Raw genomic sequence first — 17,677 nt, forward strand, 5'->3', positions numbered from 1 at the left:
AAAGGCCCTTCATTTGAAGAGCCTTTTTTTGTCACAAATCACGTTCCGAAACGTTTTTAAAACCCATTGATTTTATTAAAGTTTAAAACCTAAAAATAAGAAAAGGTTTCGGAATTAAAATTGACTTTAGATAGCGTAAATACTGGATTATGCTCTTTTGAAGTCAATGTGAACCAATTTTGGTTTGAATGGGTGACGTTGCATTGCTTGTACTTTAACTGCAACCTCTTTACCACCGATCACTAAAGTAATCACTTCAGAATAGAAAGATTCATGTGCTTGCGCGTTGTTTAATTCATCATGGTTTAAGATGATTGAAACTGGCTCTTCGCTGCCACCATAAACGATTGCAGGGATTTGACCATTGTGACGCAGGCGGCGGCTCGCACCCTTACCTTGCGCTGTACGAACTTCAGCGTTAAATTTAAATGCCATTTTAATGTTCTCTTTAAATTAATGTTAAAAGAAAGAAAATTGCAGGCGACCCAGCAATTTTCCAAATATTGCTCTCAAAGACAAGCATTGAGCTATGCTCTGAGGCAGCGAATTATAGAATATCCCGCTTTTCAAAGCAAACTTTTTCTAGGCTTTTTACCCTGAAAAGATTAGAATGCTTAGCAGTTTTTTACGATATTTATAAAAAAATAAAGTAGGAATATTATGGAATTTCTGATTGGATTTTTTACTGAGTACGGCTATTGGGCTGTTCTTTTTGTTTTAATTATTTGCGGATTTGGTGTGCCGATTCCAGAAGATATCACCTTGGTTTCTGGTGGTGTTATTGCGGGACTTTATCCTGAAAGTGTTAATTCACATTTAATGTTACTCGTCAGTATGCTTGGCGTGCTTGCGGGTGACTCCACCATGTATTGGCTTGGTCGTATTTATGGCACAAAAATTTTACGTTTTCGCCCAATGCGTAAAATCGTGACATTACAACGTTTAAGAATGGTGCGTGAAAAATTCAGCCAATATGGCAACCGTGTGTTATTTGTCGCACGTTTTTTACCCGGCTTGCGTGCTCCAATTTATATGGTTTCTGGCATTACTCGCCGAGTAAGTTACACACGTTTTGTCTTGATTGATTTCTGTGCTGCCATTATTTCTGTGCCAATTTGGGTTTATTTAGGCGAATTTGGCGCAAAAAATTTAGACTGGTTACATGCTCAAATTGAAAAAGGTCAAATGGTGATTTATGTGCTTATTGCTTTACTTGCCCTATTCCTTTTCTGGAAATGGAAAAAATCGAAAAAATAAGCGAAGTAATCAACCAAAAGAGCGGTTAAAAAATTCTGTATTTTTTAACCGCTCTTTTTATTTCAATGGACTATAAATTTCTCGCTTTTAAATAATTTTCCACTGTATCCACAATGGCTTGCGTTTGTGGATCTATTTCAATATTCACAATATCGCCCACTTTACGTTGCCCCATTAAGGTTCGTTGCAAAGTTTCGGGGATTAAATTCACACAAAATTGCGTGCCTTTTACTTCGCCAATAGTCAGGCTAATGCCATCTACCGCAACAAATCCTTTCGTTAAAATGTATTTCATTACATCTGCGCTTGGCAGCTCAAACCAAATTTGTCGGTTATTTTCACTGGCGATAATGTTTGAAATTTTTGCTGTACAATAGACGTGACCAGATAATAAATGCCCGCCAATTTCTGTTCCCATTTGCATTGCTCGTTCGATATTGACATTATCGCCTACTTTCAACAAGCCAAGATTCGTAATTCTTAAGGTTTCTTGCATGAGATCAAAGCTAACGAGATCACCATTGACTTCAGTCACGGTTAAACATACACCGTTATTTGCCACCGATGCGCCAATTTCTAGGTCTTTACGCATTTCAGGTGGTAATTTTACCACTTGTGTTCTAAAATTAGCCTTTTCTGTAATTGAATGAATAGGCGCAGTGCCTTGTACAATTCCGGTAAACATATTTTCTCCTTTTCTAAAAATTTTTCTTAGTATATCAAATTTATGAATTTTCGTCTTTTATCCCAATATCACGCTGATATTAAAAAATTAATTAAAATCTCTTTACCCATTTTATTAGCGCAAATCGCACAAAACTCTATGGGATTAGCGGATACTATTATGGCTGGTCGCGTGAGTTCCACTGATATGGCAGCAATTTCTGTTGGAGCATCGATTTGGATGCCATTGGTGCTTTTCGGTCAAGGCTTATTATTAGCGCTGCCTCCGACTATTTCTTACCTAAACGGTTCAGACCAACGCCATCGCATTGCCCATCAAGTTCGCCAAGGCATTTGGCTTGTGTTAGGCGTGAGTATTCCTTTAGGTTTGCTGATTTATTTCTGTGAGATTCCGCTGCAATACATGCAAATGGAAAGCAAAATGTCAGATTTAGCACGCGATTATTTACATGCGATGTTGTGGGGATTACCTGCTTATTTGATGCTGATTAATTTTCGTTGTTTAAATGATGGGATTGCTAAAACTAAGCCTGCGATGGTCATTACCTTTTTAGGTTTACTGCTAAATATTCCGCTTAATTACATTTTTATTTATGGAAAATTTGGCATGCCTGCTTTTGGTGCGGTGGGCTGTGGTATTGCAACAGCCATTGTGAACTGGGCAATGTGCTTTATGATGATGTTTTATTCCTACACGAATGCTCAAGAACGTTCGCTAAAAGTATTTAGCCAATTAATTGAAATGCCGAATCCCAAAACGCTTAAAAAACTACTGCGTTTAGGCTTGCCCATTGCTATTGCACTTTGTTGCGAAGTGGCGTTATTTGCACTTACGTCCTTAATGCTTTCTCCGCTAGGCTCAACCGTTGTGGCGAGCCATCAAATTACATTGAATACCAGCTCTTTCATTTTTATGTTCCCTATGTCAATTGGTATGGCAACAACGATTTTAGTCGGACAGGCATTGGGCACTGGCTCACCACAAAAAGCGAAAAAAATGAGTTATGCTGCATTATTATTAGGGCTAACGGTGACAATCATTACTGCATTAATTACGATTTTCTTCCGTTATGAAATTGCCTCTATTTTCGTCACCGATGAAATTGTCATTGCCATGGCGGCAAATTTATTATTATTTGCCGCACTTTATCAATTTTCAGATACCATCCAAATGGTGGTTGGCGGCATTTTACGGGGCTATAAAGATACTAAAGTCATTTTATACATTACCCTTTTCTCTTATTGGGTAATTGGTGTGCCACTTGGTTATACGCTCGGTCGTACAGATTGGCTTGTGCCTCACATTGATGCGAAAGGTTTCTGGATTGCCTTTGTGGTCTCACTCACTTTCGCAGCAATCTTACTTTCTTTGAGAATGAAAAAAATGCAAGCCATGACCGATAACGCCATTTTACAACGTTTAGAAAAACTCAAATAAGGAACTTTATGCAACTTCCAGCTTTACAATCAGCGACATTAATTCGTCGTTATAAACGCTTTCTTGCGGATATTGAACTACCGACTGGTGATGTTATGACAATTCATTGCGCCAATACAGGCGCGATGACGGGGTGCGGTGAAAAAGGCGACACAATTTGGTATTCACATTCCGATAGCCAAACCCGCAAATATCCTCATTCTTGGGAACTCACTCAACTTGAGAATGGACAACTTTGTTGTATCAATACGCATCGTTCTAATCAGCTTGTCTTTGAAGCACTGCAAAATAAGCAAATCAAAGAATTGGCAATGTACGACGAAATTTATCCTGAAGTGAAATATGGTGAAGAAAATAGCCGAATTGATTTCCTACTGAAAGGTGAAGGCTTACCCGATTGTTATGTGGAAGTGAAATCCATCACCCTAGTGAAAGGAAATTTAGGTATGTTCCCCGATGCAGTGACTACACGTGGGCAAAAACATGTCCGTGAATTACTGGCAATGAAAAAACAAGGTCATCGTGCAATAGTGCTATTTGCTGGGGTACATAATGGGTTTGATCACTTCAAAATCGCAGAATATATCGATCCCGAATATGATCGCTTATTAAAAGAAGCAATGGAACAAGGCATTGAAGCCTATGCTTATGCGGGCAAATTTGAAATTTCTAATGGAATTCCTACCGCACTTTCCTTAACAGAATCGGTGCCTTATATAAAATAATATTTTTGAGAATTATTTTCATTTTCCTGTTGACAAGATTATTGATAACAATTATCATCTAGTCATTCCAACAATAACAGAGCGTTTTCTTAATTTGAAGCGTTCAACAGATAATCACTCCAACATTCCCGCCTATTTCCCCACAAATAGGCGTTTTTTTTATTCACAAATCGCTAAGAATCCCTATAATAAAACCTTTCAAAAAACATAATTAGGAAATAATAATGACTGACATTAATACCGTTCTCGCGGAACTAAAGCGCGGTACTGATGAAATCCTTTCAGAAGCGGATTTAATCGAAAAACTGAAAGAAAATCGCCCATTAAAAGTAAAATTAGGCGCAGATCCAACCGCACCAGATATTCATTTAGGGCATACCGTTGTATTAAACAAATTACGTCAATTTCAACAACTCGGTCATGAAGTCTATTTCTTAATTGGTGATTTCACTGGAATGGTGGGCGATCCATCAGGTAAAAATGCCACACGTCCTCCACTCAGCCGTGAAGATGTATTGCGCAATGCGGAAACCTATAAAGAGCAAATTTATAAAATTCTCGATCCACAAAAAACCAAAATCGTCTTCAACTCTGAGTGGTTAAGCAAACTTGGTACGGAAGGCATGATTCGTCTTGCAAGTAACTACACCGTTGCGCGTATGCTTGAACGCGACGACTTCAAAAAACGCTTTGGCAACAACCAACCCATTGCCATCCATGAATTTATTTATCCATTACTACAAGGCTATGATTCTGTTGCATTAGATGCTGATGTAGAACTAGGTGGTACAGACCAAAAATTCAACTTACTTGTTGGTCGTGAATTACAAAAATCAGCAGGCAAAAAACCACAGGTTGCGATTACACTTCCATTGCTCGTTGGCTTAGATGGCGAGAAAAAAATGTCCAAATCACTTGGCAACTATATCGGTGTAACAGAAGCACCAAACGATATGTTCGGTAAAGTGATGTCTATTTCAGATGAACTCATGTGGGATTGGTATAACCTTCTTTCATTCCGTCCATTAAGTGAAATTGCACAATTAAAATCGGAAGTAGAAAACGGCAAAAATCCTCGTGATGTAAAAATCTTACTAGCAAAAGAATTAATTGCCCGTTTCCACAATGAAGAGGCAGCAAACGCCGCAGAGCAAGAATTCATTAATCGTTTCCAAAAAGGCGCAATGCCTGATGAAATGCCTGAATTTACGTTCTCTGGTGAAATGGGTTTAGCCACCTTATTAAAAGAGGCGGGACTTGTGCCTTCCACTTCAGAAGCGATTCGCTCTGCTCAACAAGGCGGTGTAAAAATCAATGGTGAAAAAGTCGATAACGTAAAAGATAATGCACCGAAAGGCACAAATGTTTACCAAGTGGGTAAACGAAAATTTGCTCGTATAACGGTAGAATAAAAACATAACATAACCGCGCTTTAAAGTGCGGTTATTTTTAATCAATTTTGTCATATAAAGGAACGTAAAATGAATCAAAAAATTTGGGTAACCGGTGATGCTGTAGTCGATTTAATCCCAGACGGTGAAAATCACTATTTACGTTGTGCGGGTGGCGCACCTGCAAATGTGGCGGTGGGGGTTGCGCGTTTAGGTGGACAAAGTGCATTTATCGGAAGAGTGGGAAATGATCCTCTCGGCCAATTTATGCAAGAAACCCTTAATTCGGAAAACGTAGATACAACTCATATGATTCTCGATCCTCAACATCGTACATCAACGGTGGTTGTAGGATTAGATAATGGTGAACGTAGCTTCACTTTTATGGTTAATCCAAGTGCGGATCAGTTTTTACAAACCAATGATCTCCCTCATTTTAAATCTGGAGAATGGTTACACTGTTGTTCTATTGCTCTCATTAATAACCCATCACGTGAAGCAACTTTTGAAGCAATTCGCCGTATTAAAGTTGCAGGAGGATTTTTTTCCTTTGATCCCAATTTACGCGAATCGCTATGGGCAAGCTTAGATGAAATGAAAAGCGTTGTGATGGATGCGGTAGCCCTCTCTGATGTATTGAAATTCTCCGAAGAAGAATTAACGCTTTTAACCAATACTGACAGCCTTGAAAAAGCATTTGAAAAAATCACCGCACTTTATCCTGAGAAATTGATTATTGTCACCTTAGGTAAAGATGGGGCATTGTATCACCTTGCAGGGAAAAAGGATGTCGTTGCGGGTAAGGCATTAAGACCAATTGATACCACCGGTGCAGGTGATGCTTTCGTGGGCGGTTTATTAGCAGGACTTTCTCAACATAAAAATTGGCGTGATAGTGACGTGCTAGTTCGTATTATTCGTCAGGCAAATGCTTGTGGCGCATTGGCAACCACAGCCAAAGGAGCGATGTCCGCCCTGCCAAATAAAAATCAATTAACTGAATTTTTAGAAAATTAGTTGCTGAATGTGTGAATAAAAGGTTCACACACTTTTTTCACTGAATTCGCACATTTCAATTTAGGCACAACACCATAATGATCATTTTTAACAACGGTAAATACAAAAGTATTCTTGCAGCAGAACCAGATGAGCTCAACGCTATACGTCAAACGGTGGAAAGCGATAAAGATTTCTATCCGACCTATCACATTGCCCCACCAACAGGATTATTAAATGATCCGAATGGTTTAGTGTTTGATGGTGAAAAATATCATCTTTTTTATCAATGGTTTCCCTTTGATGCATTACATGGGATGAAGCACTGGAAACATTTTATTACAAATGACTTTCAAGTCTTCCAACATGCAGATGATTTAATCCCATGTGAGCCATTTGAATCTCATGGTTGTTATTCTGGAGGGGCATTAAAAGTCGATGATAAATTAGCAATATTCTATACGGGGAATACTCGCCGTTTGACTGATAATCAACGAATCCCTTACCAAAACCTTGCTATTTTTGATTGTAACGGCATGCTTATCAGTAAACGTCCGCTGATTGAAAAAGCGCCTAAAGGTTATACAGAACATGTGCGGGATCCTAAACCTTACTTGACTCCTGAAGGTAAAATTCGTTTTATCTGTGGTGCGCAACGGCAAAATCTCACCGGCACCGCTCTCCTGTTTGAAATGGATAATTTAGATGATACGCCTCGTTTACTGGGTGAACTTGACGTCCCTAAATTTAATAACCATCAGGTTTTTATGTGGGAATGCCCTGATTTAATGAAATTAGGCAATAAAGATATTTTTATTTGGTCACCACAAGGAAAAGCGCGTGAAACGCATCAGTTCCAAAATAACTATCATGCTACTTATGCTATCGGTCAATTAAACCAGTATACTTTTGATGCAGAATATATTGCAGAACTTGATCAAGGCTTTGATTTCTATGCACCGCAAACCTTTTCAGGTTTAGAAAATAAAGAGAATACTATTCTACTAGGCTGGATAGGCTTGCCTGATTTAACTTATCCAACAAATCAATTCAAATGGCATTCAGCCCTTACCATGCCACGCGAAATTCAGTTAAAAAATAATCAGCTATTCCAGCGCCCGATTAAAAAAATCTATGAAAATATGACCGCACTTTCATCCCTCACATTAAAAGGAAAAATGGAAGTTGAACATTTAGATCGGGCTTATTTGAAATTTGATGCGCAAAATCGCCCCTTTACATTAGATTTCTTTTCCAATAAAGCTAAGGAAAAGCTAAGCTTATCTTATGAAAATGGCATAATTTGCTTAGATCGTCATCAATCCACACAAACTGAGTTAATGATAAAATTTGGATCGCAACGTTACTGCAAAGTACACGAACTTCATACTATCGAAATTTTCTTTGATCGTTCTATTGTAGAAATTTTCTTAAATAGTGGTGAAAAAACCATGACATCAAGATTTTTTATCGCAGATAGGGAAAACGTTATTGTAACAAACCGATCTTTGGACATTGAGATTGGCTTTCCGAAACATATTCAATATGTGTAGCTGAAATGAAGTGTTACTTGGAGGAAATCTATATTCTTTTACATTATTAAAAAGAACGTAGATAAGTTATCGCTGAGTGATATTGGTTTCTTCTTTGAATATTTACCTTATTTTTCATTCAACGGATGATCCAAATGTAAGGCGTTAGAAAATGCATGTAATCCTTCGGCATTACTACTTTTCATCATTGCTTGCATTGTCTGTGTTGGTACGTGAATCAATTTATTCATAAGTTTATAACTCAGCTCTTGCAAAATATCTTCGGCGAGCTCGCCATTTTGTAAACTTAATTGCGCTTTTTCAAGTAGCTCCTGGCGAATTCGCTCCGCATCTTGGCGATAATATTTAATTAAATTAGAGAATTGATGAACCTTTAACCACTCAAAGAAATCATGACATTCTTGAGAAATAATTTCTTGTGCTTGTTCAGAAGCTAGTTCTCGCTGATTCAAATTACGCTGAATGATATCTTGCAAATCATCTACGGTATAATGATATACACTATCAAGTTCTGCCACCGTTTCATCAATATCTCGAGGAACCGCAATATCTACCAATAACATTGGCGCATAATGACGCACTTTTTGAGATTGTTTCACCATATCTTGAGTGATCAACACATTTGGACTACCTGTAGAACTAATCACAATATCAGCCTGATGCAATGCATATTGCAATTCATCTAAACCAAATACATCTATCTGCGTCTCAGTTGCTAATTTCTCAACTAATTGCACGGCTCTTTCTCGAGTACGATTTGCAATCATTAATTTTTTCACACCATGACGCAATAAATGACGGCTGACGAGTTCAATCGTCTCCCCTGCACCAACCAGTAAAATATTTAGGTTTCGGAGTGATTCAAAAATCTGACGAGCAAGACTACAAGCAGCATAAGCCACTGATACCGCACTTTCGCCAATATTGGTTTCAGTTCGGACCCTTTTTGCCGTAGAAAATGTTTTTTGAAATAAACGAGAAAGCTCTGTTGATAGAGGTAAATGAGCAGCTTGATAATAATCTTCTGTAATTTGAAATGCTTGTTTTACCTGTCCTAAAATTTGTGGCTCACCTAAAATGAGTGAATCTAATCCACAAGCCACACGCATTAAGTGATTTGCCGCTTGCTGATTTTGATAGGTATAAATACTCGGATTCAGTTCTGATAAAGAAAGTTGATGGATATCAGCAAACCATTGCTCTGCATTATGCAACCATTTTTCACATTCTTGTGGCGAGATTTGTCGATGATGAAAATACACTTCCGTGCGATTACACGTAGAAAGAATCACTGCACCTTCAGCAAGGTTTTGGTGATAAATTTGTTGCAAGGCAAGCTCGCGTTTCTCATTTGAAAACGCGACTTTTTCACGCACTGAAACAGATGCGGTTTTGTGATTAATGCCGAGAACAAGAAGTGTCATAAAATAATTAAAAAATAATCTGTAGAAAGCAAAATTTCAAAAACATAGATATGATACTTTAAGCACCACACCTTATTTCCATCCTGCCTACATATTAATGATAAAAATACGGTGTATTATTCTAATGAATTGTGACGCATTGAGCAAATTCACACATCATAAATTTATTAGAATCGTGCCAAATGATTAAAAAATATCTTTTGCTTTACGAAGTGCGGTAAATTCTTCAAGTGTTTTTGCTTGTAAAAACGGATTAATTTCTCGCTCTAGTTTTAAGGTTGTCGGCAAACTTGGTTTATTTTCAGCCCGTTGTTTTTCAACCAAAATACGTTGTTTTTCTACCGCACTTTTCTCCACCAGCACGGTTTCCGCAAATGCTAAATTTCCCAATGTATATTCATGAGCAGGGCAAACAATCGTCTCGTCAGGCAATGTATTCAAACGCTGCAAACCTTCAAACATCTGCGCATAATTACCTGTGAAAACACGTCCGCAACCTGCAGAAAATAACGCATCGCCACAAAATAAATGATTATCCACTAAAAAACTAACGTGCTGTTTAGTGTGTCCTCCCGTCGGAATGACATCAATTTGATAATGTTTGGTAAGGATCTTCCCTTCGTTCACAATTTGAGTTGCGCCTTTTTTCTCGCATTCTCGCGGCCCATAAATCGGTACTGTTGGATAACGTTTTTTAAATTCCGACACACCTTGTGTATGATCCTCATGTTCGTGAGTAAGCAACACCGCTTCAACTTTTGCGTTTTGCTTATCTAGCCATGTAAATAGCTTGTCCGTTTCAGGTAAATCGACAATAATAAGAGGCAGATTTTCTCGTTGATAAAGCCAAATGTAGTTATCATTCAGCGCAGGCAAAGCAAATAACATAATCGTCCTTTTCATTTGTGATGGAGGAATAAAATGATTGTAAACTGGAATGCCAAAGCGACCAAGCCTTTCATTCAGCCTGAAAGTTGGCAAAATTTGCCAAAGGGTGATGACTATTGCCAAGCCTTACGCCAAACGTTAATGCCTTGGATACCAAAAATTTTAGGTCATCAGGTTTTGAAAATCGGTGGGTTAAGTGGTGAAGTTACGACGAATTTACCTATGCACCACCAGATTATTTTGAGCGAAAAAATCACGCCAAACCTTGCCGCACTTTGCAATGCTAAAGTTAGCTTAGTTCAAGCAAGCCTCACCGAATTGCCGTTCATTCAAAAAGAAATCCATGCCGCGTTTTTAATGAATACGCTTAATTTTGCACAAGATCCACATCAAATTCTGCGTGAATCTCATCGTGTACTAGCTGACGATGGCTGGATTTTTATTGCTTTATTTAATCCATTAAGTTCGCTGATTTTCAAAAGAAAAATGGGAGATTATCCGTTGCGTCACTACCCTACTTGGCGTGTGATTGATTGGCTTTCATTGCTCAATTTTGAAGTGATTGAAAAATGCCCTATCGCAACCAAGAATAAACGCGCAACAATTTTTTCTTCACTCACGTTAATCATTGCGCAAAAACGTACCTATCCACTGACGCTTACCCCAGAAAAAGTGCGGTCAAAAATACCGGTATTTTTAGAGCCAGTAAATGCATTTAAGCTTAAAAGCTAGGCACGCTCTACATTCCACCAAATCAACGCCCATTTTTTCTGCCCGTGAGAAATTCGTTCGTTGTTAGCTTGTTTACGATCGTAAAAGGCTTTTAAACCTTGTTTTTCTTTTTCGGAAAGTTCGCCTAAAGAAAATTCCACCGAGGCTAATAAATCCTCGTAGCTTTCCCCTTGAAAACAACCCGATTCGGTTTCAATAAAATTCAAATTTGCCTGAATGCCTTTTTGATACAGCCGATTGAGTAAATAAATATAAGTAGGGAAACCAATATCTTCACGGCCAATCGCCTCAAATACGCCCTCATCGAAGAAATGGCGTTGCGTGACAGAAGTCAAAAACACACGTTTTTTCGCTTTGGCACAGAGTTTTTCGATCATATCGTCCAAATCGTCCACCAACGTTGAACGAGATGCCAATACCACATCAGCTTGCGGCACATCATCCCAATTATCTGCCCAAGATTTATGAAATGTCGTGAGGTGATGTAAACCAAATTTCTGTTTGAATTGTGCCAAGCAATCTAACATTCCATTGCTATAATCCAAGGCATATACGATTGAACCTTGTTGTGCGAGTGGCACAGCAAAAGTACCGGGCCCACAGCCAATATCCAACACAGTTTCATCGGTTTGCACATTCATAGCTTGCAATAATTGCTGATTATATGCTGAAGGCTTGCCGACCAAATTTTCTGCCATTTTCACGGCTTTTTTATCCCATTTTGTCGGAGGTAAGTTGTAATGATTACACGCGATTAAGTGTTGTTGATAAAGTTCAGCAAAATTGATGTCGTAAATAGTCATAGTGATTTTTCAATGTAGTTATTCAAATGTCGATGTAAAAGTTCAGGTGAAGTGCGGTTAAAATGATAAAGCATTTTTTCATTTTAACTTTTTAAAAACGAGACATTGCAACCAATTCTACAGTATCGATATATTAATTCAAACATAACGTAGTAAAATAAGATAAAAGAATTCTATAATATTAGGTGTTCTATATTTTCCTATGGTTATTTTGTAGAAAAGGACTATTCAATGAAATTTGAAGTAATTTATAAATTTTTCTTAGTATGGGGATTAGCCTTAAGTTTGCTTTTCGTTGTTGCAAGTGGCATTTCAATGTGGCTAGAATTTCCTTTTGCTCAAGCCTTAGACATTCATCTTTTCTTTGCAGGATTTGCCGTATTTGGTTTGTTACTGCATTTTTATAGCCGCAAGAAGAAATGGGTAAAAATCAACACTCAATTTGCCGATCTCATCACTCATAATCGCATGCCCTCTTATTGCAATTTGGATCACTTGATGATGACTTTCGAACATTTTTCTATTCAACAAATCGCTGAGCAACTCAATCTTTCTCTCCCAATTTTATTAAATGAATTATCACAAGCTCAAATAAACATAACTGATTCCCACCGCACTTTACGTGAAAACTTTCCTCTCAACGATGAAAAAATTTTCGCTACCATTACGATTGCATTGAAAGTGCGGTTCAATCCAACGTTACTTTAACGCCAATCAAATATACGTTAAAAGTGCGGTAAAAAACCCCGAAGTGTTTCGGGGTTTATTTTTGCCGAAAAAATCTTGCCCCGCTATTAAAACTCCCCTATTATTCACCGCACTTTTTTCTTATTTAGGAACAAAAATGACAGAACAAACGTTTATCCCTGGCAAAGATGCCGCATTAGAAGATAGCATTGCAAAATTTCAACAAAAATTGACCGCCCTTGGTTTTAATATTGAAGAGGCATCTTGGCTAAATCCGGTGCCAAATGTATGGTCTGTGCATATTCGCGATAAAGACTGCCCACAGTGTTTTTCGAATGGTAAAGGGGCAAGCAAAAAAGCGGCGTTAGCTTCTGCCCTTGGCGAATATTTTGAGCGTCTTTCCACTAATTATTTCTTTGCTGATTTCTATTTAGGGCAAAAAATTGCAAACGGCGATTTTGTGCATTATCCCAATGAAAAATGGTTCCCGATTGAAGATGATGCCTTACTGCCTAATGGCATTTTAGATGATTATTTATTGGATTATTTTGATCCTAATGCCGAGCTTACGCCTGAACTATTGGTAGATTTACAGTCTGGCAATTATGATCGTGGGATCGTAGCGATGCCTTATGTTCGTCAATCGGATGAACAAACCGTTTATATTCCGCAAAGTATTATTGCCAACCTTTATGTCTCAAACGGAATGTCTGCAGGCAATACGAAATTTGAAGCGCGCGTGCAAGGCTTGTCAGAAGTATTTGAGCGTTATGTGAAAAACAAAATTATCGCTGAAGCGATCAGTCTACCAGAAATTCCAAAATCAGTGATGGATCGCTATCCATCTATTCAGGCTTCCATTGCAAAATTAGAGGAAGAAGGTTTCCCAATTTATGCTTTTGATGCTTCACTTGGCGGAAAATACCCTGTTATTTGCGTCGTATTATTAAATCCGAATAACGGTACGTGCTTTGCCTCTTTCGGCGCACATCCAAATTTCCAAGTAGCGTTAGAACGCACGGTGACTGAACTCTTACAAGGTCGTAGCTTGAAAGATTTAGATGTTTTCTCACCGCCATCTTTCAATAACGATGATGTGGCTGAACACGCTAATTTAGAAACCCACTTTATTGATTCGAGCGGTTTAATTTCTTGGGATTTATTTAAACAAACGCCTGATTATGACTTTGCTGATTGGGATTTCAGCGGTACAACGCAGGAAGAATACAATAATTTAATGGCAATTTTCCGTGAGGATGAAAAAGAAGTTTACGTGATGGATTACAACCATTTGGATGTCTATGCGTGCCGTATTATTGTGCCAGGCATCTCTGATATTTATCCTGCAGACGATTTAATTTACGCCAACAACAATATGGGAATGGATTGGCGCGAAATTTTACTGGATTTACCAAATTGGCATCACGATGCGGAAACCTATCAAGAGTTATTAGACGAATTAGACGGACAAGATATTGACGATGCAACTCGCGTGCGTGAATTTATCGGCATCGTTGCCCCTAAAAATAGCGGCTGGACAACCTTACGCGTGGGCGAATTAAAATCAATGCTTCACCTGGCATTAGGCGAATTAGAACAGGCATTAGATTGGGCAAACTGGACGCTGAATATGAATAGTTCTGTATTTACTGTAGAACGTGTGAATTATTACCGCGCATTAATTTCCATCATTGAATTACATTTAGATCAAAATCGCGCCCCAGCACAATATCGTGCAGTGTTTGAGAAAATGTATGGTAAAGATGCGGTTAAACAAGCTTGGGCCGCTGTCTCTGAAAGTGGCAATCCGTTCTACAATCTTCCAGCAAGTGATGAGAATTTAAAAAACTTTAAGGAACATCAGGCGTTGTTAGGGGCTTATGGGAAGTTGCAGAAAGCCAAAAAAGAAAATTGGAAATAATTAGGTCAGGATTTCGCCTGACGACTACCTACTTTCTTTTACTCGTGTAAAAGAAAGTAGGCAAAGAAAACACACCCCAATTAAATCGCTAATCTTTGCTTTATTTCAATTTTCTTAACGGCAATTTTCTAAACTCGCTGCGCTCAAACAGACGAAAATTGCCTAAAAATTGAAAGTCGCAAAGGCGATTTATATGGGGACTTTAGTTTATCTAAGCATTATAAAAATATTTAAATATTTTACCCGCACTTAAAAATAATCCCTTCTTTTCCGCCTTTGTGTAATTGAATTTGTAGGAAATTTTCGTCTGTTTGAGCGCAGCGAGTTCAGAAAATTTCCGTGAAACAAATTCAATGGAACAAAGGAAATAAGGAAAAGCAGGGTTGCCTTTCTTTTTGCCTACTTTTTCTTTGGCAAGGCAAAGAAAAAGTAGGTCGCCATCAGGCGAAATCCTGATATCAAAAACCACATATCCACAATTTTATGCTATAATCCGCCACAATTTTTGATCAAAAAAGGAATACCAATGACGGATTCAATCCAATCATCTATCACCCCTGTCAATATCGAAGAAGAACTCAAATCTTCCTACCTTGACTACGCGATGTCGGTTATCGTTGGGCGTGCATTACCTGACGTTCGAGATGGTTTAAAACCTGTTCACCGCCGCGTATTGTTCTCAATGGATCGCGAAGGTAATACCGCCAATAAAAAATACGTAAAATCAGCGCGTGTTGTGGGTGATGTAATCGGTAAATATCACCCGCATGGTGACTCGGCTGTGTACGATACCATCGTTCGTATGGCACAACCATTCTCACTTCGCTATATGTTGGTTGATGGACAAGGTAACTTTGGTTCAATTGATGGTGATGCGCCAGCTGCAATGCGTTATACCGAAGTGCGTATGCAAAAAATTACGCAAGCATTACTCACAGATTTGGATAAAGAAACCGTCAATTTCTCGCCAAACTATGATGGCGAATTAATGATTCCAGATGTATTGCCAACTCGTATTCCAGCACTTTTAGCAAATGGATCTTCAGGTATTGCAGTGGGGATGGCAACTAACATTCCTCCTCACAACTTAAATGAAGTATTAAATGGTTGTTTGGCTTATATCGACAACAATGAAATTACCATTGATGAATTAATGCAACATATTCCAGGCCCAGACTTCCCAACCGCGGCATTAATTAATGGTCGTAAAGGAATTGAAGAGGCCTACCGCACTGGTCGTGGTAAAGTTTATGTTCGTGCTCGTGCAACAGTAGAAACCAACGAAAAAGGACGCGAGCAAATTATCGTGTCTGAATTGCCATACCAAGTAAATAAAGCAAAATTAGTCGAGAAAATCGCCGAATTAATTCGCGAGAAAAAAATCGAAGGTATCAGCAATATTACTGACCTTTCAAACAAAGAAGGGATCCGTATTGAAATTGATATTAAACGTGATGCAGTAGGTGAAGTGGTATTAAACCATCTTTACTCGCTAACCCAAATGCAAGTGACCTTTGGTATCAATATGGTGGCATTGGATCACGGTCAGCCACGTTTATTTAATCTTAAAGAAATCATTGAATCCTTCGTTTTACACCGCCGTGAAGTGGTTACACGTCGTTCTATCTTTGAGCTTCGCAAAGCGCGTGAACGTACGCACATTTTGGAAGGTTTAGCGGTTGCTCGTTCTAATATCGATGAAATGATTGCGATCATTCGTAACTCTAAAAACCGTGAAGAGGCTGCAACAGCAATCAGTTCACGCTCTTGGACGTTACATAGCGACATTATTAATCTTCTTGATGTTTCTGCTCGTCCTGATGATTTAGAAGAAAATCTAGGTATTCAAGGTGAACAATATTACTTATCACCAGCGCAAGTAAACGCAATTTTAGAACTTCGTTTACACCGTTTAACGGGCATTGCCTTTGAAGAAGTTGTAAAAGAATATGAGGAATTATTAGTTAAAATTGCGGATCTTCTTCATATTTTAAGTAGCGCAGAACGTTTAATGGAAGTGATTCGTGAAGAATTGGAAGAAGTGAAAGCACAATTCGGTGATGATCGTTTAACTGAAATTACCGCTGCTTCTGGCGATATTGATTTAGAAGATTTAATCGCACAAGAAGACGTAGTTGTGACGCTTTCTCACGAAGGTTATGTGAAATACCAACCACTAACTGACTATGAAGCACAACGTCGTGGCGGTAAAGGTAAATCTGCAACGAAGATGAAAGAAGAAGATTTCATCGAAAAATTACTGGTGGCAAATACTCACGATACGATCCTCTGTTTCTCTAGCCGTGGTCGTTTATATTGGTTGAAAGTATATCAACTTCCACAAGCAAGCCGTGGCGCACGCGGTCGTCCAATTGTGAATATTCTTCCGTTACAAGAAAACGAACGTATTACTGCAATCTTGCCAGTTTCTGCTTACGAAGAAGATAAATTCGTGGTTATGGCAACTGCTGGCGGTATTGTGAAGAAAATCGCCTTAACCGAATTTAGCCGTCCACGTTCAAACGGTATCATCGCATTAAATTTACGTGACGAAGATGAATTAATCGGCGTGGATATTACCGATGGTAGCAACGAAATTATGTTGTTCTCATCACAAGGTCGTGTGGTATGTTTTGCAGAAAATGCAGTGCGTGCAATGGGTCGTTTAGCGACAGGTGTTCGCGGTATTAAACTAGCTTTAACAAACGATATTTCTGACGATGAAAGTACGGTAGAAATTGAAGATATTTCTGATGACAACGCCGAAGCATCATTAGACTTAAATATCGATAAAGTGGTTTCTCTCGTTGTGCCAAAAGGTGAAGGTGCAATTTTAACCGCAACGCAAAACGGCTACGGAAAACGCACACAATTAAGTGAATACCCAACTAAATCACGTAATACAAAAGGTGTGATTTCGATTAAAGTGAGTGAGCGCAATGGTAAAGTCGTTGCCGCAACTCAAGTAGAAGAAACAGACCAAATTATGTTGATTACCGATGCTGGAACCCTTGTTCGCACACGCGTAAGCGAGGTAAGCATCGTAGGCCGTAACACTCAAGGTGTCCGTTTAATTCGTACTGCAGATGATGAACACGTAGTAAGTTTAGAACGTGTTTGTGATGCAGATGAAGAAGATTCCTTGGAAGAAAGCGGTTCTGAAGAATAACCTATTATA

15 protein-coding genes are annotated in these 17,677 nt (G+C 38.6%); 10 read left to right on the forward strand and 5 right to left on the reverse strand.

Annotated elements, in window-relative coordinates; all coding sequences use genetic code 11:
- Positions 1-147 precede the first annotated feature (147 nt).
- Entirely contained in the window at positions 148-435 is a 288-nt protein-coding gene (gene rplY / locus A9501_RS04850; RefSeq protein ID WP_005633680.1) for a 50S ribosomal protein L25, read from the reverse strand.
- Positions 436-660: 225 nt separating this feature from the next.
- Between rplY and A9501_RS04855 the strand changes: the two genes are divergently transcribed.
- Entirely contained in the window at positions 661-1,257 is a 597-nt protein-coding gene (locus tag A9501_RS04855) for a DedA family protein (RefSeq protein ID WP_065265123.1), read from the forward strand.
- A 70-nt stretch (positions 1,258-1,327) separates the two neighbouring features.
- Here A9501_RS04855 and ribE read toward each other — a convergent pair whose 3' ends face one another.
- Positions 1,328-1,942 carry a riboflavin synthase gene (gene ribE, locus A9501_RS04860; protein WP_032803632.1) on the reverse strand — a complete coding sequence of 205 codons (615 nt, stop codon included), beginning with the start codon at positions 1,940-1,942 and terminating at the stop codon, positions 1,328-1,330.
- 42 nt (positions 1,943-1,984) lie between these two features.
- Between ribE and hmrM the strand changes: the two genes are divergently transcribed.
- The 5 genes from hmrM to A9501_RS04885 all read left to right on the forward strand — a co-directional run bounded on the left by hmrM (position 1,985) and on the right by A9501_RS04885 (position 8,044).
- A complete protein-coding gene (gene hmrM / locus A9501_RS04865; protein WP_065265124.1) occupies positions 1,985-3,379 on the forward strand; it encodes a sodium-coupled multidrug efflux MATE transporter HmrM in 1,395 nt (464 codons plus the stop codon).
- Between the two features lie 8 nt (positions 3,380-3,387).
- The gene (gene sfsA, locus A9501_RS04870) at positions 3,388-4,104 is read left to right on the forward strand and encodes a DNA/RNA nuclease SfsA (RefSeq protein WP_065265125.1); all 717 of its coding nucleotides are present in this window, start codon (positions 3,388-3,390) and stop codon (positions 4,102-4,104) included.
- Between the two features lie 224 nt (positions 4,105-4,328).
- On the forward strand, positions 4,329-5,516 hold the full coding sequence (gene tyrS, locus A9501_RS04875; RefSeq protein WP_048953048.1) for a tyrosine--tRNA ligase: 1,188 nt from the start codon (positions 4,329-4,331) through the stop codon (positions 5,514-5,516).
- Positions 5,517-5,585: 69 nt separating this feature from the next.
- Entirely contained in the window at positions 5,586-6,512 is a 927-nt protein-coding gene (locus A9501_RS04880; protein WP_065265126.1) for an aminoimidazole riboside kinase, read from the forward strand.
- A 77-nt stretch (positions 6,513-6,589) separates the two neighbouring features.
- Positions 6,590-8,044, forward strand: coding sequence for a glycoside hydrolase family 32 protein (locus tag A9501_RS04885; protein ID WP_065265127.1), 1,455 nt, complete (start codon positions 6,590-6,592; stop codon positions 8,042-8,044).
- 107 nt (positions 8,045-8,151) lie between these two features.
- On the opposite strand, the gene hemA is transcribed toward A9501_RS04885, so the two are convergent.
- Together hemA and gloB are read right to left on the reverse strand one after the other, a co-directional pair.
- Positions 8,152-9,468 (reverse strand): glutamyl-tRNA reductase, encoded by a 1,317-nt coding sequence (hemA, locus tag A9501_RS04890; protein WP_065265128.1) that lies wholly within the window; start codon positions 9,466-9,468, stop codon positions 8,152-8,154.
- 186 nt (positions 9,469-9,654) lie between these two features.
- Positions 9,655-10,356 carry a hydroxyacylglutathione hydrolase gene (gene gloB / locus A9501_RS04895; RefSeq protein ID WP_065265129.1) on the reverse strand — a complete coding sequence of 234 codons (702 nt, stop codon included), beginning with the start codon at positions 10,354-10,356 and terminating at the stop codon, positions 9,655-9,657.
- Between the two features lie 33 nt (positions 10,357-10,389).
- Between gloB and A9501_RS04900 the strand changes: the two genes are divergently transcribed.
- A complete protein-coding gene (locus A9501_RS04900) occupies positions 10,390-11,088 on the forward strand; it encodes a methyltransferase domain-containing protein (protein WP_065265130.1) in 699 nt (232 codons plus the stop codon).
- Here the strand turns inward: A9501_RS04900 and A9501_RS04905 are convergent.
- Positions 11,085-11,891: a methyltransferase domain-containing protein gene (locus A9501_RS04905; RefSeq protein WP_065265131.1), complete on the reverse strand. Its 807-nt coding sequence runs from the start codon at positions 11,889-11,891 to the stop codon at positions 11,085-11,087. The genes A9501_RS04900 and A9501_RS04905 overlap by 4 nt on opposite strands.
- Positions 11,892-12,122: 231 nt before the next feature.
- On the opposite strand from A9501_RS04905, the gene A9501_RS04910 reads away from it, so the two are divergent.
- From A9501_RS04910 to gyrA, 3 genes are all read left to right on the forward strand, one after another.
- Positions 12,123-12,599, forward strand: coding sequence for a hypothetical protein (locus A9501_RS04910; RefSeq protein ID WP_065265132.1), 477 nt, complete (start codon positions 12,123-12,125; stop codon positions 12,597-12,599).
- Positions 12,600-12,735: 136 nt separating this feature from the next.
- A complete protein-coding gene (gene ycaO, locus A9501_RS04915) occupies positions 12,736-14,499 on the forward strand; it encodes a 30S ribosomal protein S12 methylthiotransferase accessory factor YcaO (RefSeq protein ID WP_065265133.1) in 1,764 nt (587 codons plus the stop codon).
- 526 nt (positions 14,500-15,025) lie between these two features.
- Complete coding sequence (gene gyrA, locus A9501_RS04925) at positions 15,026-17,668, forward strand: DNA topoisomerase (ATP-hydrolyzing) subunit A (protein WP_065265135.1); 2,643 nt, start codon at positions 15,026-15,028, stop codon at positions 17,666-17,668.
- Positions 17,669-17,677 lie beyond the last annotated feature (9 nt).

The sequence above is a fragment of the Haemophilus sp. CCUG 66565 genome (assembly GCF_001679495.1).
GTDB classification, from domain to species: Bacteria; Pseudomonadota; Gammaproteobacteria; order Enterobacterales; family Pasteurellaceae; genus Haemophilus; species Haemophilus haemolyticus_K.

What these genes read in the sequence shown, in the direction of transcription:
- rplY (WP_005633680.1), bottom strand. Translation starts at nt 435, where the DNA reads ATGGCATTTAAATTTAACGCTGAAGTTCGTACAGCGCAAGGTAAGGGT.
- A9501_RS04855 (WP_065265123.1), top strand. Translation starts at nt 661, where the DNA reads ATGGAATTTCTGATTGGATTTTTTACTGAGTACGGCTATTGGGCTGTT.
- ribE (WP_032803632.1), bottom strand. Translation starts at nt 1,942, where the DNA reads ATGTTTACCGGAATTGTACAAGGCACTGCGCCTATTCATTCAATTACA.
- hmrM (WP_065265124.1), top strand. Translation starts at nt 1,985, where the DNA reads ATGAATTTTCGTCTTTTATCCCAATATCACGCTGATATTAAAAAATTA.
- sfsA (WP_065265125.1), top strand. Translation starts at nt 3,388, where the DNA reads ATGCAACTTCCAGCTTTACAATCAGCGACATTAATTCGTCGTTATAAA.
- tyrS (WP_048953048.1), top strand. Translation starts at nt 4,329, where the DNA reads ATGACTGACATTAATACCGTTCTCGCGGAACTAAAGCGCGGTACTGAT.
- A9501_RS04880 (WP_065265126.1), top strand. Translation starts at nt 5,586, where the DNA reads ATGAATCAAAAAATTTGGGTAACCGGTGATGCTGTAGTCGATTTAATC.
- A9501_RS04885 (WP_065265127.1), top strand. Translation starts at nt 6,590, where the DNA reads ATGATCATTTTTAACAACGGTAAATACAAAAGTATTCTTGCAGCAGAA.
- hemA (WP_065265128.1), bottom strand. Translation starts at nt 9,468, where the DNA reads ATGACACTTCTTGTTCTCGGCATTAATCACAAAACCGCATCTGTTTCA.
- gloB (WP_065265129.1), bottom strand. Translation starts at nt 10,356, where the DNA reads ATGTTATTTGCTTTGCCTGCGCTGAATGATAACTACATTTGGCTTTAT.
- A9501_RS04900 (WP_065265130.1), top strand. Translation starts at nt 10,390, where the DNA reads ATGATTGTAAACTGGAATGCCAAAGCGACCAAGCCTTTCATTCAGCCT.
- A9501_RS04905 (WP_065265131.1), bottom strand. Translation starts at nt 11,891, where the DNA reads ATGACTATTTACGACATCAATTTTGCTGAACTTTATCAACAACACTTA.
- A9501_RS04910 (WP_065265132.1), top strand. Translation starts at nt 12,123, where the DNA reads ATGAAATTTGAAGTAATTTATAAATTTTTCTTAGTATGGGGATTAGCC.
- ycaO (WP_065265133.1), top strand. Translation starts at nt 12,736, where the DNA reads ATGACAGAACAAACGTTTATCCCTGGCAAAGATGCCGCATTAGAAGAT.
- gyrA (WP_065265135.1), top strand. Translation starts at nt 15,026, where the DNA reads ATGACGGATTCAATCCAATCATCTATCACCCCTGTCAATATCGAAGAA.